Origin of the sequence: Prochlorococcus sp. MIT 0916 (assembly GCF_047305155.1) — a bacterium.
Lineage (GTDB): Bacteria > Cyanobacteriota > Cyanobacteriia > PCC-6307 > Cyanobiaceae > Prochlorococcus_B.
Map to the genome: position 1 here is coordinate 1,611,593 of NZ_CP138980.1, position 15,521 is coordinate 1,627,113.

Annotated in this window: 16 protein-coding genes, 1 tRNA gene and 1 pseudogene; 3 read left to right on the forward strand and 15 right to left on the reverse strand. The window is 34.9% G+C overall.

What is annotated here, in order from left to right; translation table 11 throughout:
• Positions 1–38 precede the first annotated feature (38 nt).
• Positions 39–1,463, reverse strand: a pseudogene (gene pyk / locus SIB53_RS08505) (pyruvate kinase); the annotation flags it as partial.
• Between the two features lie 78 nt (positions 1,464–1,541).
• On the opposite strand from pyk, the gene SIB53_RS08510 reads away from it, so the two are divergent.
• Entirely contained in the window at positions 1,542–1,871 is a 330-nt protein-coding gene (locus SIB53_RS08510) for a nucleoside triphosphate pyrophosphohydrolase family protein (RefSeq protein ID WP_413677799.1), read from the forward strand.
• A gap of 7 nt (positions 1,872–1,878) precedes the next feature.
• Here the strand turns inward: SIB53_RS08510 and SIB53_RS08515 are convergent, their stop codons facing one another.
• From SIB53_RS08515 to ilvA, 3 genes are read right to left on the reverse strand one after another with little or no spacing between them, the layout of a single operon-like run.
• Positions 1,879–2,181, reverse strand: a complete 303-nt coding sequence (locus SIB53_RS08515) for a YggT family protein (RefSeq protein WP_413677800.1) — start codon at positions 2,179–2,181, stop codon at positions 1,879–1,881.
• Between the two features lie 24 nt (positions 2,182–2,205).
• On the reverse strand, positions 2,206–2,712 hold the full coding sequence (gene scpB, locus SIB53_RS08520) for an SMC-Scp complex subunit ScpB (protein ID WP_413679147.1): 507 nt from the start codon (positions 2,710–2,712) through the stop codon (positions 2,206–2,208).
• A 47-nt stretch (positions 2,713–2,759) separates the two neighbouring features.
• Complete coding sequence (ilvA, locus tag SIB53_RS08525) at positions 2,760–4,304, reverse strand: threonine ammonia-lyase, biosynthetic (RefSeq protein WP_413677801.1); 1,545 nt, start codon at positions 4,302–4,304, stop codon at positions 2,760–2,762.
• 119 nt (positions 4,305–4,423) lie between these two features.
• On the opposite strand from ilvA, the gene dxs reads away from it, so the two are divergent.
• Positions 4,424–6,310 carry a 1-deoxy-D-xylulose-5-phosphate synthase gene (dxs, locus tag SIB53_RS08530; protein WP_413677802.1) on the forward strand — a complete coding sequence of 629 codons (1,887 nt, stop codon included), beginning with the start codon at positions 4,424–4,426 and terminating at the stop codon, positions 6,308–6,310.
• An 82-nt stretch (positions 6,311–6,392) separates the two neighbouring features.
• Here dxs and psaK read toward each other — a convergent pair whose 3' ends face one another.
• From psaK to SIB53_RS08570, 8 genes are all read right to left on the reverse strand, one after another.
• Positions 6,393–6,653 carry a photosystem I reaction center subunit PsaK gene (gene psaK, locus SIB53_RS08535; protein ID WP_413677803.1) on the reverse strand — a complete coding sequence of 87 codons (261 nt, stop codon included), beginning with the start codon at positions 6,651–6,653 and terminating at the stop codon, positions 6,393–6,395.
• 70 nt (positions 6,654–6,723) lie between these two features.
• A complete protein-coding gene (locus SIB53_RS08540) occupies positions 6,724–7,068 on the reverse strand; it encodes a DUF3593 domain-containing protein (protein ID WP_413677804.1) in 345 nt (114 codons plus the stop codon).
• On the reverse strand, positions 7,068–7,373 hold the full coding sequence (locus SIB53_RS08545) for a DUF2499 domain-containing protein (protein WP_413677805.1): 306 nt from the start codon (positions 7,371–7,373) through the stop codon (positions 7,068–7,070). The genes SIB53_RS08540 and SIB53_RS08545 overlap by 1 nt, the downstream gene beginning before the upstream one ends.
• Positions 7,366–7,920 carry a peroxiredoxin gene (locus SIB53_RS08550; RefSeq protein ID WP_413677806.1) on the reverse strand — a complete coding sequence of 185 codons (555 nt, stop codon included), beginning with the start codon at positions 7,918–7,920 and terminating at the stop codon, positions 7,366–7,368. Before SIB53_RS08550 ends, SIB53_RS08545 begins: the two co-directional genes overlap by 8 nt.
• An 18-nt stretch (positions 7,921–7,938) precedes the next feature.
• Positions 7,939–8,175 carry a 50S ribosomal protein L28 gene (rpmB, locus tag SIB53_RS08555; RefSeq protein WP_011293839.1) on the reverse strand — a complete coding sequence of 79 codons (237 nt, stop codon included), beginning with the start codon at positions 8,173–8,175 and terminating at the stop codon, positions 7,939–7,941.
• Positions 8,176–8,220: 45 nt separating this feature from the next.
• Complete coding sequence (gene htpG, locus SIB53_RS08560; RefSeq protein ID WP_413677807.1) at positions 8,221–10,125, reverse strand: molecular chaperone HtpG; 1,905 nt, start codon at positions 10,123–10,125, stop codon at positions 8,221–8,223.
• 130 nt (positions 10,126–10,255) lie between these two features.
• Complete coding sequence (locus SIB53_RS08565; protein WP_413677808.1) at positions 10,256–11,431, reverse strand: ATP phosphoribosyltransferase regulatory subunit; 1,176 nt, start codon at positions 11,429–11,431, stop codon at positions 10,256–10,258.
• Between the two features lie 42 nt (positions 11,432–11,473).
• The gene (locus SIB53_RS08570) at positions 11,474–12,340 is read right to left on the reverse strand and encodes an inositol monophosphatase family protein (RefSeq protein ID WP_413677809.1); all 867 of its coding nucleotides are present in this window, start codon (positions 12,338–12,340) and stop codon (positions 11,474–11,476) included.
• Positions 12,341–12,554: 214 nt separating this feature from the next.
• Here SIB53_RS08570 and SIB53_RS08575 point away from each other — a divergent pair.
• Positions 12,555–12,641, forward strand: a tRNA-Ser gene (locus tag SIB53_RS08575).
• Positions 12,642–12,677: 36 nt separating this feature from the next.
• Here SIB53_RS08575 and pstB read toward each other — a convergent pair.
• Genes pstB through pstC form a run of 3 tightly spaced genes read right to left on the reverse strand, consistent with a single transcriptional unit; the run spans position 12,678 to position 15,381 of the window.
• On the reverse strand, positions 12,678–13,481 hold the full coding sequence (pstB, locus tag SIB53_RS08580) for a phosphate ABC transporter ATP-binding protein PstB (RefSeq protein WP_413677810.1): 804 nt from the start codon (positions 13,479–13,481) through the stop codon (positions 12,678–12,680).
• Between the two features lie 31 nt (positions 13,482–13,512).
• Positions 13,513–14,427, reverse strand: a complete 915-nt coding sequence (pstA, locus tag SIB53_RS08585) for a phosphate ABC transporter permease PstA (protein WP_413677811.1) — start codon at positions 14,425–14,427, stop codon at positions 13,513–13,515.
• On the reverse strand, positions 14,428–15,381 hold the full coding sequence (gene pstC / locus SIB53_RS08590) for a phosphate ABC transporter permease subunit PstC (RefSeq protein WP_413677812.1): 954 nt from the start codon (positions 15,379–15,381) through the stop codon (positions 14,428–14,430).
• Between the last annotated feature and the right edge of the window lie 140 nt (positions 15,382–15,521).

The window sequence follows — 15,521 nt, forward strand, 5'->3', positions numbered from 1 at the left end:
TTTTTTTAGATAAATGGGGTTTCATTTTCTTCTTCGGAACTGACTATTCCAACCTTTACCAAATCGGTTGAACCACTTACGCCTGACAATGTTCCTGCTGTTTCGACTACAAGATCTCCTTGCTTTAGAATTTTCATCTTTTTTGCCATAGCCATCGCATCATCAAATGTTTTTGATGTGCTTGTTTGATTTTCTATCAAAAGTGGTGTGACTCCCCATACAAGCTGAAGTGTGCTTGCAACACTCTTTTCGTTTGTTACTGCCAAAACTGGAGTTGCAGGTCTAAATTTACTTACATTTTTCGCAGTAGCACCACTTTTTGTTAGAGGAATTATAGCGGCTGCGTTTATTTGTCTAGCAATACTGCTAACGGCCGCGCTGATTGCATTTGGAATAGTGCTTGGAAGATGACTTTCTAATGCTTTTTGTGGATAATCTCTTTCTATTCTTTTCGCAATAGTGGCCATTGTTGCTACTGCCTCAATTGGATAATCGCCTACGGCAGTCTCATTGGAAAGCATTACAGCATCAGTACCATCAAGTATTGCATTTGCAACATCACTAACTTCAGCTCTAGTGGGCCTTGGGCTTGAGGCCATTGAATCAAGCATTTGTGTAGCTGTAATGATTGGTATGCCAAGGCTATTGGCTTTTTTAATTAGTTGCTTTTGTAATAATGGAACTTCCTCTGCTGGCATCTCTACACCAAGATCACCCCTAGCCACCATGACTCCATCACAAAGTTTTAAAACAGCGTCGATTTGATCTATTGCTTCAAATTTCTCGATTTTGGCAACTACTGGAGTGTCAAACCCATGATTTCTAATTAGATCTTTTATTTCTATTAGATCTGATGGGTTTCTTACAAAACTAAGTGCTACCCAATCAACACCTTGTTTCAACCCAAAAGATAAATCTTCTTTATCTTTGTCAGTTAATGCCCTTATCGACAATTGAACATCAGGAAAATTTACTCCTTTGTTGTTAGAAAGAACACCTCCTACAGTAATTGAACAAATTAATCTTTTTTCTTTTAGATCTACTTCTTCAACTTTCATCTCTACCCTTCCGTCGTCCAACAGAATTCGATTTCCAACATCTACTTCTTCAGCTAATTTGTCATAAGTGACATTTGCTTGGTACTTATTACATTCAATATTTTTTGAAGTAAGAATAAATTTATCGCCATTTTTAACATTTACAGGACCATTCTTAAATCTGCCAAGTCTAATTTTCGGTCCCTGAAGATCTTGAAGGATTCCTATGTGAATGCCTAAATCATTTGAAACTTGTCTAATTGTTTTTATTCTTTGAGCATGTTCGTCATGGTCTCCATGACTAAAGTTTAGACGGAAGGTTGTTGCACCAGCTTCTACCAATTTAGTTATTTGACTAGTGCTCTCAGTTGCGGGCCCTATTGTAGCCACGATTTTTGTCCTTCTAGCTAGGTCGAGTATTGTCATTTATGTGACTTGGGATTACAAAAAACTAACATCTAATTGTGTTTTATTTGCAAACTTTGCTTTTTCAAGAGAATAACCATGGAATTAAATGATTATCAAAGAGAATCTCGAAAGACAGCTCTTTATCCTGAAGTAGGAAGTAATGCTATTTATCCAACACTAGGTCTAGTCGGTGAAGCAGGGGAGGTCGCTGATAAAGTAAAAAAGATTTTAAGAGATAAAAAGGGAGTTTTTGATAAAGATAGTAAGGATGCAATTAAATTTGAACTAGGTGATGTCCTTTGGTACGTAGCACAACTTTCTTGCGAGTTGGGTTACGAATTGGAGGAGGTCGCTAACTCAAACTTGGAAAAACTAAAAAGCCGCAAATCTCGAGGAAAAATCGATGGCAGTGGCGATAATCGTTGATAATTAATTATCCATATATTTGAAATCCTCCCATTGCTAATGCGGCTGCATTTCCAAGGATTCCTTGAACAACTCTGATTACTACAAATGCTAAAATAGGAGATAAATCAAGGCCTCCTAATGGAGGTATAATCCCTCTGAAAAAATTTAAGTAAGGATCAGTGATAGCACATAAATTCACAAGAATGGGATTGGTCATATCAAGATTTGGGAACCAGGTAAGCAGAACCCTAATGATCAATATTGTTGAATAAATTCCAAGCGTTTTTAAAAGTACAAGCAGAATCGTTGGAATAATTTCGTAACCCATTAGCCTTTGATTTTTTGTACTATCTTACGCTGCCTTTTTGTCTTCTGCTTGATCTGGTTCAGGTAATACAGAAAATGTTTGATGAAATTTTTCTGAGAGAGTTAACCAGAATGAACGTCCATCCTTTTGCCGCCTTCTTTCAACGAAGTTTTTATCTACAAGCTCCTTAATGTGATCGTATGCACCAGATCCTCTGAGATCAACCAATTCTGATTGGAGTATTTTTTTCTTAAGTGCAACAGTCGCTAATGTTCTTAGTGTCGCAATCGATAAATCTGCTGGAAGGAGATCCTGAACCAATTCACCAAGTCCTTGCCTTAACTCTAAGCTGTAAAAACTTTTGTTTTCGTTTATTTCTAGAGAAGTGTCACGCTGAGCATATCCAGCCTTAAGTTCCCAGAGTGCTTTTTCTATTTCACCAATATCTTTTTGTAGTAATTCAGCCATCTCTTTTGATGATGTTGGCCTTCCTTTGAGATAAAGGATTGCCTCAATCTTTGCTGGTAATGAAATTTGTATGCTCTCACTCATAACTGGGTAATTCAAAAATTTTTTTCTTGATATTCAAATTACCGCGTCTAACTGAACTCTGCACCTAAAAATAATTTATATGCTGGATTATCAGTCTCTTCCCAACTTTTGTAACCGATTTTTTTGACAAATTCATTCCATGCTGGAATAGCAGAAACGTTTACTAGCACCCCTATTACTATTCTTCCAGTATCAGCGCCATGGTTTCGATAATGGAAAATGCTTATTGTCCACTCTGGTCTCATTGAGTTAACAAATCTCATTAAGGCTCCAGGCCTTTCTGGGAATTCAAATCTATAAAGTAATTCTCTGTATTCTCCTTTAGATATTTGATTTATTGATCTTGGTAGCCTACCCCCAACCATATGCCTGAGATGAACTTTAGACAACTCATCATTACTTAAATCATGACAATCAAACCCCTTCCTTTTGATCTCAGTGATTAATAATTCCCTATCATCAATATTAGAAACTTCTACACCCATAAATATTTGAGCTGTTTTACCTTCTGACATTCTGTAACTAAATTCAGTTAAGCTTCGTGATCCAAGTGTTTCACATAAAAGTTTTAAACTCCCTGCTTTTTCTGGAATTCCAACTGCAATCATTGCTTCTTTTTCTTCTCCTAATTCGGCTCTTTCTGCTACAAATCTCAGTCGTTCAAAATTCATATTTGCGCCACAAGCTATTGCTACTAGGTTGTTATTTTTTAATTGATTATTCAAAACATGTTTCTTTAATCCAGCAATAGATAATGCACCTGCTGGTTCAAGAATTGATCGTGTATCTTCGAAAACATCTTTTATAGCTGCACAGATTTCATCAGTATTTACTGTAACCATTTCATCAACATTCTTTTTACAGATTGAGAACGTCTTTTCTCCTACCTTTCTTACCGCAACACCGTCTGCAAAAAGGCCAACACTCTCAAGATTAACTGGCTTGTTGGCTTTTATTGAGAGAGTCATTGCACAGGCATCTTCAGGTTCAACGCCAATAATCTTTGTATCTGGCCATATTGCTTTTATATATGCACTTACCCCAGCAATAAGTCCTCCTCCTCCTACAGCGATGTAAATAGCATCAGGTGGCGTATGACTCTGTCTCAGTATTTCCAGACCTATTGTTCCTTGTCCAGCTATGACTTCAGGATCATCAAATGGATGTATGAAAGTTAGATTTTCTTTTTTAGATATTTCTCGTGCTTTTTCGTAGCATTCATCGTATGTTTCACCGTAAAGAATAACTTCTGCTTTGTGTGATTCAACAGCCCTGATTTTCATTATGGGGGTTGTCAAAGGCATCACAATCACTGCTCTGCATTTAAGAAATGATGCACTTAAAGCAACTCCCTGTGCATGGTTCCCAGCGCTTGATGCAATTACTCCTTTTCTAAGCTCTTCCTTTGTTAGCTGAGACATTCGGTTAAAGGCACCTCTTAACTTAAAAGAAAAGACAGGTTGAAGGTCTTCTCTCTTAAGCCAGATATCATTTTTGAACTTTTTGCTTAGGTTTTTTGCCCTTTCTAGTGGGGTTTCTTCAGCAACGTCATAAACACGAGCTCTTAGTATTTTCTGTAGATAGTCCTCCATATCTAGTTTCTCAGAGATTTTTGGTTTATGAATTTTCTACATTCCATTTGTTCTTGTGCAAGTTTTATCAAAATGTACGGTAGACCTCGTAGATTGGAGGGATTCAATCTCAGAGTTATATGCGTCTGAGCCAGTTAAGTCATCCGAATGAGCTTCATGGCTTAGCCATTAGTGAATTGGAAGATGTTGCTTGCCAAATTAGAGAAAGGCATCTTCAAGTAGTTTCTACTAGTGGTGGGCATTTAGGTCCAGGTCTTGGTGTTGTTGAGTTAACAATTGCTCTCTATCAGACTTTAGATCTAGATGTTGACAAAGTTATATGGGATGTTGGACATCAAGCATATCCACATAAGTTGCTAACGGGAAGATATGACAGATTTGATTCACTTAGACAGCAAAAAGGCGTAGCTGGTTACCTAAAAAGATCAGAAAGTAAATTTGATCATTTTGGAGCTGGTCATGCGAGCACATCAATATCTGCTGCTCTTGGTATGGCGCTTGCAAGAGACCGAAAAGGAGAAGACTATAAATGTGTTGCAGTAATTGGAGATGGTGCTCTAACGGGTGGAATGGCTTTAGAGGCTATTAATCATGCTGGTCATCTTCCAAAAACTCCGCTTTTGGTTGTTCTAAATGATAATGACATGTCGATTTCTCCTCCTGTTGGAGCATTGTCGACTTATTTAAATCGAATGCGTCATAGCCCTCCTGTTCAATTTATATCGGATAGTGTTCAAGAAAGTGTCAAAAATCTTCCTTTCATGGGAGATGCTATCCAAGAGGAATTCAAATCTCTTTCCGGCAGCGTTAGGCGTTTAGCAGTTCCTAGTGTTGGTGCAGTTTTTGAGGAATTAGGCTTTACTTACATGGGTCCTGTCGACGGGCATGATATTGCTGAATTGACTAGGACATTTAATGCTGCACATAAAGTTGGTGGACCCGTTATGGTTCATGTCGCTACAACAAAGGGAAAAGGTTATCCATATGCTGAGGCTGACCAGGTTGGTTACCACGCTCAGTCTTCTTTTGATTTGACGACTGGAAAATCTATTCCTTCCAAAACTCCTAAACCTCCAAGTTTTAGTAAGGTTTTTGGTCAAACATTAGTAAAACTTTGCGAGCAAAATAGCAAGATTGTTGGTATTACTGCTGCAATGGCTGAAGGCACTGCTTTAAATCTTTTACAGAAAGCTATTCCTGATCAATATGTTGATGTTGGTATAGCTGAACAACATGCTGTAACTCTTGCTGGTGGAATGGCTTGCGAAGGTATCAAACCGGTTGTAGCTATTTACAGTACTTTCTTACAACGGGCATATGATCAGTTAATTCACGATATTGGAATACAGAATTTGCCAGTAACTTTTGTATTAGATAGAGCTGGAATTGTTGGTGCTGATGGTCCAACTCATCAGGGCCAATATGACATTAGTTATTTAAGATGTGTTCCTAATTTTACTGTTATGGCTCCAAAAGATGAGTCTGAATTGCAGCAAATGTTAGTTACATGCATTAATCATAATGGTCCGTCTGCTCTAAGAATTCCTAGAGGCTCTGGAGAGGGAGCAGCGTTAATGGAGGAAGGATGGGAGTCTCTAGAAATTGGTAAGGCTGAGATAATAGAAGAGGGAGATGATTTATTAGTAATTGGTTATGGCTCTATGGTTTGTCCAGCAATTAAAACATCTGCAATTCTTAAAGAATTTGGAGTGAATAGTACTGTTATTAACGCTCGTTTTATAAGACCATTAGATGAGGAAACTATTCATAAGTTTGCAAAAAGAATTGGTAAAGTCGTAACAATGGAAGAAGGTACATTATTGGGCGGTTTTGGATCAGCAGTCGTTGAGTCTTTTAATGATAATGATATTTTTGTCCCTACTTTAAGAATAGGCATACCAGATAAATTAGTAGATCATGCGACTCCACAGCAAAGTAAAGAATCCCTTGGCTTGACTCCAGAAATGATGGTTGATCAAATTAGAAATAAATTTGATTTTAGTTAATTGTCTAACAACAAAAAAGGATTATTGTTTAATAATCCTTTAAATTTATAATATTTAATTTAGTAAGTTTTAGGATTTAACCTTATAAAACTCCTCTAGCCGCTAGACCCAAAATTGAACCTATTCCCAAAACATGACCCAAGCAGTTTGCCGCAACAAAGGAACCATGACTTAATCCGCCATAAAACTGAGCATTAGGCATAGGAAAACCTTCGTTTGGCTTTTCGATATTTGATCTAGCTATGGCATAAGCAAGTATGTTGCAAATGATCATCACAACTGCACATTTTGGAGACCACTGAAATGTCACTGGATCAGCAGCAGCTAGTAATGTTGTGAACATCTTTTATACCTATTGAATAATTTCATTATCGACCATAAAGAATGCTTTTGCGTCAAATGTTACTCACCTCTTAAGAGTTTTTTACTTCCGTTTTGGTTTTGATTGACTGCAGCATCAAAACAAAACCGTAAACAACAAATGCGTCGCTTATCGTCAAAAATGATTCTGCTAGCCCGTGCAGTACATCTACATTTGTTAATTCATCACCAAAATAAATTTGTGCGATTATTGCAAAAACTATCGTCATGAATACAAATAAGAGAGTTAACTTAAAACCTAATAATGATATTTTTGGTATCGCTTTTGTTTTACCAGCGTAACGCAGGAATAATAGATAAGGAATTAGTGAAAGGATGAAGAATGGACTAGGATCAATTCGTGCAATTGACTCAAGACTTAGAATTGAAATATTCATTAGTTTGCTTGTGATGACTCAGATCTAAACAGGTTCCAAGCAGCAAATGCAAGACATATATTTCCTACAGTTGTAAGAGCTGCCTGTAGGACAACTAATCCTTTTAATTCAATACTGTTGTCAAATATATGCCAAGTGATTGCTGCCATAGCACTAGCTAGATTTGGCAACATTGCTAAAGCAAAATAGCCCAATGCCTTGTTATTGGATATTGATGAAACATAGTCAATTATTATTATTGCAACTCCCCACTCAAATAGAGTTGCAATGTGTATAAACCATGTTCCTAAGGAAAGTTCATGCATATATTTCTTTTTGTTTAAAAAGTTCTTCTAAAACTTCTTGAGCATGTCCTATGGGTCTTACTCCTATCCATTTATATACAACTATACCCTTTGGATTGATCATAAATGTATTTCTTTTTGAATAGGGTTCCAACCATGAATCATATGATTTACTTGTTTCTCCTGTTGTATCTGAAAGTAGAGTGTAACCAAGTTTTGCAGATGTACAAAAGGATTCATGTTCTTCTTCGTTGTCAGCAGATATTCCAATTACAGAGGCACTAAGTTTTTTAAACATAGAAATATTATCTTGAAATCCTTTGGCTTGTAATGTACAACCACTTGAGAAATCCTTAGGATAAAAATATAAAATTAGCCATTCATCTGAAAAATCATCTAGAGACCACTCCTTTTTATTCGGATTGTTTTTGTTAAAACCATTTAATAGAAAGTCAGGTGCTTTTTGACCCAGCTTAACCGAATTTATACTTGCAAATAATCTTGAAGGTTTAATAAATAAAATACTAAAAAATAAAACAATTGATTTTATAAATTTACTTCTTTTCATTTGATTAAAAAATCAAATTTAAAGTTTGTTTAAATCTACTCCTAATGATTTGGCATACTTACCTAATCCCTTCTTCTGAATAGTTTTTAGTGCTCTTGTTGTTACTCTTATATTGATCCATTTGTTTTCTTCTTCCCACCATAATCTACGCTGCTGCAAATTTGCTTGCTGCAATTTTTTGGTTCTAATATGGGAATGGCTGACTGACATTCCGTTATTAGCTCTTGTGCCTGTAAGTTGGCAAACTCTAGACATTTTTCAATATTTATCTTATTTGTATTCTATCAAATGAGGTTGAGATTAAACGAATTTTTGCATTAATTTCCCTAATAACTCAGCATTCCTAGTTTGAAAAGCTGCGATATCTTTATTTTCAAGACCTCCAATTGACAATTTTGCCATCTCATAAACATGAATAGCAATGTCACTTGCTAATTGACCTTCCTCTGATCTGCTTGATCCTTCAATAACTATTGGGTTGGAATTTAGCTTTAGTAATCCTTGAATAAGTGGATGATTTGAATTTACGATTAAATTATGAAATTCAGGTAGACCAGGAAGTTTCTGTTCCATTAATGCTGTTATATCATTAATTCTTCTCATTTGTTCAGGTAATAATATTAATGAAGGTGGAGAATTCTCTCCTTTAAGGCTTTGTACTTGTACGGTCACTTTTTCATTGTTTAGGGCTGAACTAATCATCTTTTTAAGTGTTTCTGACTTTGTATTTCCATCTTTATCTGCAATTTCAGGTGAATCATCTTTAATACTTTCATCAAGTTCTGAGTCAACTCTTACAAAAATTATTTCTTTATTTTTTTCTTCTAACCAAGGAATAAATTGGGTATCAATAACCGTATCAAGTTTTAATACTTCTTTGCCTTGCGATGTCCACATATTGAGTGCTGTTGATTGAGAAACTTCATCCGTTGAATATAAAACCTTTTTGTTCTCATCAGTTAGCCTACTCTTATAAGCATCAAGGGTGGTAAAAGTCTTTGATCCAGATTTTATTAGTTCATTTTTGTTTTCATTTTCTGCTGAACTACTTTTAGATGTTGAATATAAAATTATCTCTTTTACTTGTTCGGCAAATTTCTCATCTTCCATAGCACCTATTTTTATAAAGGGCGAAATGGAGTCCCAAATATCAGCGTAAAATTGGGTTTCATCTTTCTTTAATGTTTTCAGCTTATCGGCTAACTTCTTTGCAATAAAGTTACCGATAGATTTAACTCTTCTGTCTGATTGTAATGCGCTTCTGCTTACATTTAAGGGGATGTCGGGTGAATCTATTACACCTCTCAAAGGTAATAAGTATCTAGGAACAATTTCTTTAATTGAGTCACTAACAAATACCTGATTACAGAATAGCTTGATTTCACCACTTTCCCAATCGGCTCTTCCACTTATCTTTGGGAAATATAAAATCCCTTGCAAATTATATGGATAGTCAGTGTTTAAATGAACCCATAAAAGAGGATCTCCTTGAAAAGGATAGAGATATTTATACAGTTCAATATAATCTTCGTCCTTTAGATTTTGTTTGCTTTCTCTCCATGGTGGATTCATTTTATTGATAATTTCTTCTTCAAGCGAGATTTCAATAGGCATAAAATCACAATATTTTTTTATTAATGTTTTAATCCTGCTTGGTTCAATGTATTCAATTTCTTCTTCCATTAAATGTAAAATTATATCTGTACCTATTTCTTCTTTATCTGATTCATCAAGTGTATATTGAGGTGAGCCATTACATTTCCATTTAATAGCTTGTGAATCATTCTTTGCTGATTTAGTTATTATTTCAACTTCTTCCGCAACCATAAAACTTGAATAAAAACCGAGTCCAAAATGACCTATAAATCCATCATCAGGTTGTTTATATTTTTCAAGGAATTCTTCTGCACTTGAGAAAGCTACTTGATTAATATATTTCTTGATTTCATCACTAGTCATTCCTATTCCATTATCACTAATTGTTAATGTCTTATGTTCTCTGTCAATTGAGATTTTTATTTTTTCATCTTCAGCAGCTACACAATCTCCTGCAAAGGCTGCCATTTTCCTTTTCTTAATTGCATCTACGGAGTTACTTATAAGCTCTCTAATGAATATTTCATGATCAGAGTAGACCGCTTTTTTAATTATTGGAAATATATTTTCTGTGTGAATTAGAATAGTTCCTTCTTCTTTAACAGGCATGACTTAACTAAATTTCAAACATCATAGCGATACAAATTTCTATTTTGGTATTAAAAGCATAAGTGTTATTGATTTAAGCCCAATAGTTTTCGATTCCTGACAATTATTAAAAAGATAGACGTGATTGATATCAATCTATCCATTCAATCTTTGTGCATCTATTGGATTTTAAAAGTTGATTTGTTGCATCATTTGTCTTTAGAGGTTCATGTGAAATCACAGAAATAATTCCCTTGTTGTGCCATTCCTTTTGTTGTTTTAATGCTTTATATAAACTTGCACTTTGCTTGTATGCGATTAATACTTTTTCATTATTACCTTTCACTTCCTCATTTGAGGTGACTAATTCCCTGATTTTATCAATGCCAATACTAAAACCAATTCCGAAGCAATTTTGATTGCTTGAACTAAACTTTTTTACTAAATCATCATATCTTCCTCCTTTAGCAAGGATAATAGGAGCGCTTGATGATGATGAAACAAGAGAAAATGTTAATCCACTATATAATTTATATTTGGTTCCTAATGTAGGGTCTAGTTGAACTTCTATCCCTTTCTCTTTAGCAAATGGTTCAATAATTGTAAATAATTCCCTTAGGTTATCAATGTAAGAATTCGATCCATAAATATTCTTTAGATTAGTTAATACTTTTTCTGGTGTACCCCTCATATTCATTATATTTTTTATAAACATTCTTATTTCATCTTTTACATCAAGTGTACTCAATTCAATGTAATCAAGATCGCAGAGAATATTTTTTATTTGGTCTTTTCTAGTTGAATCAAATGAGCTTAAAATAAGTTCCAATAGATATGTATTCCCAATAAGTAATGTCATTTTATATTTCTGATCAATTTCAATTACTTCTAATGATTCGATCAGCAGAGATAGAAGTTCTATCTCTGCATTAATAGCTTTAGTTCCTATCAATTCTACTCCGCTCTGAAATGACTCCTCGATATCAATTCCACCATCAATACTTTGATTGCATTTAAATGAAGTGCCTGTCGACCAGAATCGAAGTGGCCTTTCATATTCATCAAATCTAGTTGAAGCAGCACGAACAATTGATGCTGTTATTTCAGGTCTTAATCCAAGAGGTTCATCAGAAACGATTTTTAGTATTTCGTTGTTCGAAATCCCCCCAGCTGCCATAAGAGTGTCTAGACGTTCAATATGAGGCGGTGATATTCGCTCATATCCCCATAGTTGATATAAAGATGAAAGTTTTGATGCAATGAGATGGTTCTTTCTTACTTGCTGAGGATTTAAGTCGCGCGCACCCGAGGCAGGTTGCAATGTCATTATTTGAATCTTTTTATTCCTTAAGGATCACATAAACTAGGACTATTTTCCACCATAAGAGTTGGGATTTAATGGTCTAATTTTCTTAAGTTCTTTTGTTAGCTCATTTTGTATCTTTGGATTACAAGCAAGAATTCTGCCGGTATTCAGATCAAAATCTCCGGAAGGATAATTGGAAACTATTCCACCTGCCATTTCAACTAGTGGTACTCCTGCTGCCATATCCCATTTTGCAAGTCCTCGTTCCCAAAAACCATCCACTTTTCCTGAGGCTACAAATGCTAGATCTACGGCAGCTGCTCCTCCTCTTCTGACGCCATGCGTGCGATGTGTTAGCCAACAAAATTCTGAATAATTATTATCCAATACTTCTCTTCTGTCATATGCGAAACCAGTAACCAAGAGTGAATCAGATAGGGAACTTGTGTCTGTGACATTTATTTTTACGCCATTACAAAATGACCCATGATCTGGAGAGGCATAATAAACTTCATTTAAAGAAGGTACTGATATTGCTCCCAAAATTGGATTGCTATTCCAAATCAAACCTATTGAAGTTGCAAAAAATGGATATCCATGAGCATAGTTTGTTGTTCCATCAAGAGGGTCTATACACCATTTTAATTCTCCATCTTTTAACTTATGTCCGCTTTCTTCAGCAAGGATAGAAATGTTAGGAGTCTCTTTTTCTAAATAATCTATTATTATCTTTTCGCATTCTATATCTGCATTAGTAACAAGATCTCCTCCAGTTCCCTTACACTTTATTGTTTTAATCCTTCCATAATTATTCATTAGGGATGTTCCACCTCTCTCTGCAGCAAGTTTGGCGATATTTAATAATATATTAATTTCATCTTTAGTTAGACCAGCATTCAAAGCTGCTGTTTTGCATGAAGCTATAGTCATAACTATTTTTTTAATTATAATAATCGTCTATTAATGGAAGATTATATTTATCTTTAAATCAATTTATTCTCGTATATATTTTATTGATTATTAGGCACTTGATTATGATGATAATATTAAAGAAATTAATCAGACATTTAAAATCTTAACAACAGCTCTCTTGTGGTATATATTTAAATCCAGCAGTTGAATAAACATTCATTGCTGGATTTAAGGAGAGGTGGCCGAGTGGTTGAAGGCGCAGCACTGGAAATGCTGTATAGGGGCAACCCTATCGAGGGTTCGAATCCCTCTCTCTCCGTCAGTTAAGGTTTCTTTTAAATCAAAAGGTTTCTAGTTATCCAAATTTCCCAGATATATAGTCTTGAGTTGATTTTTGCTTTGGTGAATTGAACATGTTTTTTGTTTTATCAAACTCAACTAAAAATCCAATTTTCCCACCTAAATCCTTATCTTTTTTCTCTGTGTTGAAAAAGGCAGTGTAATCACTGACTCTATTGGCTTGTTGCATATTGTGCGTAACAATAATGATTGTAAAATTCTTCTTTAATTCATGAATTGTCTCTTCAATTTTTAATGTAGATAATGGATCAAGTGCTGAGCATGGCTCATCCATTAAGATCACGTCAGGTTCAATAGCAATTGTCCTTGCTATGCATAATCTTTGTTGTTGACCACCAGATAATGAATAACCGCTTTCGTTTAATTTATCCTTGCACTCATCCCAAACAGCTGCCTTTGTAAGAGATTCTTCTACTAATTGATCCATATTACCTTTATATCCATTAACTCTTGCACCAAAGGCAATATTTTCGTAAATACTTTTAGGAAAAGGATTGGGTTGTTGAAAAACCATTCCAATTCTCCTTCTAACTTCAACTGGATCTATATCCTCTGCATATATATCTATCCCTTCAAAAATAACACTGCCTGATAATTTGCAACCTTCTATTAAATCGTTCATTCGGTTGATTGCTCTAATGACGGTTGATTTACCACATCCTGATGGACCAATAAAAGATGTAACTTGATTCTTTTCAATATCACAAAACACATTTTTAACTGCAACTGAATTGCCATATGTAATTGATACATTATCTAGTGAGACTGAAGATTTAGATTTTAAATTTTTTTTATTCATTAGCTTATTTTAATATTAGTTTTGATCATAACTATACTTTATTTTTAGAAAAAGTACCAAGTGTGCCTATCCATCTTGAAAGGATATTAAGACTTAAAAGTATAACAACTAATATGAATGATGCTGCCCATGCTAGTTGATTTTGAGCTTCATATGGTTCAAGAGCGAAATTATAAATTAACACTGACAATGAACCCATTTCATAGAAAATATCATCAAAACTTGTGATGTAGTAACGGGAGAAAAGAGCTGTAAATATTAATGGAGCTGTTTCTCCTGCTGCCCTGGCGAGTGCTAATAATACACCTGTAGAAATTGAACTAAATGCAGCTGGTAATGTGATATTTGTTATCATTGTGAATTTTGATGCACCAACTCCAAATGCAGCTCTTCTCATGTCATTTGGAACTAATTTAAGTGCTTCATCAGTAGTTTTAATTATTGTTGGAACCATTAAAATTGAAAGTGATATTCCGCCTGCAATACCGCTGAACATTGATCCAAATAGTATTTTGGTAGAGACAATAATTGCGTATATAAATACACCGGCAATTATAGAAGGGACCCCAGCAAGTACATTTGATCCAAACCTTATAAATTTAGCAAACTTTCCTGATTTTGAATATTCGGCAAGGTATATTCCACCGCCTACTCCAACAGGTATTGATATTATTGAAGCAATAACTGACATTATAAAAGTCCCAGTAATTGCTGGCCCTATTCCTCCTGCTGAGAGAAGATCATCTCCGGGTGGCTCGGGTTCAAGTATTAAGGTATCTAAGTTTATATAACTTCCACCTTTAATTAATACATAGCTTATTACTAATATTAAAGGAAGTACAGATATGATGGCAAAAATAGCAGAAGCTATAGTTAAGGCTTTATTCCCAATATTTCTAGTTAGAGAGGGATTATAAGTTAGTGAATTTTTGGAAGTGTTATTCATTTATTGATATTTTAAGCTTAATTTTTTTACAATCCACTGGGCAAACACATTAACCAATAAGGTTAATATCATTAGGATTAAAGCTGCATACATTAGAGAAGATACTTGGCTTCCATCTGCTTCTCCAAATTGATTGGCAAGCATGGATGAAATTGTATATGAAGGAGCAAATATTGACCAACTAAAGTTATTTGAATTGCCAATTATCATTGTAACTGCCATTGTTTCACCCATGGCTCTTCCTAGGGCAAGTAAAACTCCTCCTGTTATCCCAGAAATTGCGGCTGGAATAATAACTTTAAAAATAGTAGTCCATCTTGACGCTCCAATTCCATAGGCAGCTTGCCTAAGTTTTGATGGAACTTGATTTAGAGAATCTTTTGAAATCGATGTAATTATAGGTAATATCATTACTACAAGTATTAATATTGCTGGCATCATTCCAGCACCCAAAGGTTGGGTGCCAAAAAATGGTATAAATCCAAATAGTTCGTAGATTATGTTCAAAAATGGTCTAATAAAAGGTTCCATAATAAATACAGCCCAAAGACCTAACACTACTGATGGAATAGCGGCTAAAAGCTCAACCATTATTCCAATTACATTTCTTATATATTCGGGAATTATATTTTCAGTTATAAATATTGCAGTGCCGACGCCCAATGGAATGGCAATTATTAATGAAGCAATCGATGTAAAAAGGGTTCCATAAATAGCTGTGAATGCACCGTACTCATCTGTAACTGGATTCCATGCAGAGCTAAAAAGAAACCTCAGTCCATATCTTGAAATTGATTCAGTAGATTCATAGTAAACGACTGCAAATATGGAAAAAAGAACTATGGCTACCATTGAAGCCATGGCAACAACAATATTTTTAAAACCAACATCTACCAACTTCTCTGAAGTTGGTCTTGTTCTCAGCGAAAATTTTGAAGTACTTGCTTTGTCCATGAGCAAAAGCAATTTACATTATGAATCTATATCTAATTTCAAATTTTTCACTAAGAGGCGGTTAATGATTGGCTTTAAGTGTTGAAGGGTACATAATAAGTATTGAATACCCTTAAATGCTAGTTACTGTGGGGCTTAAA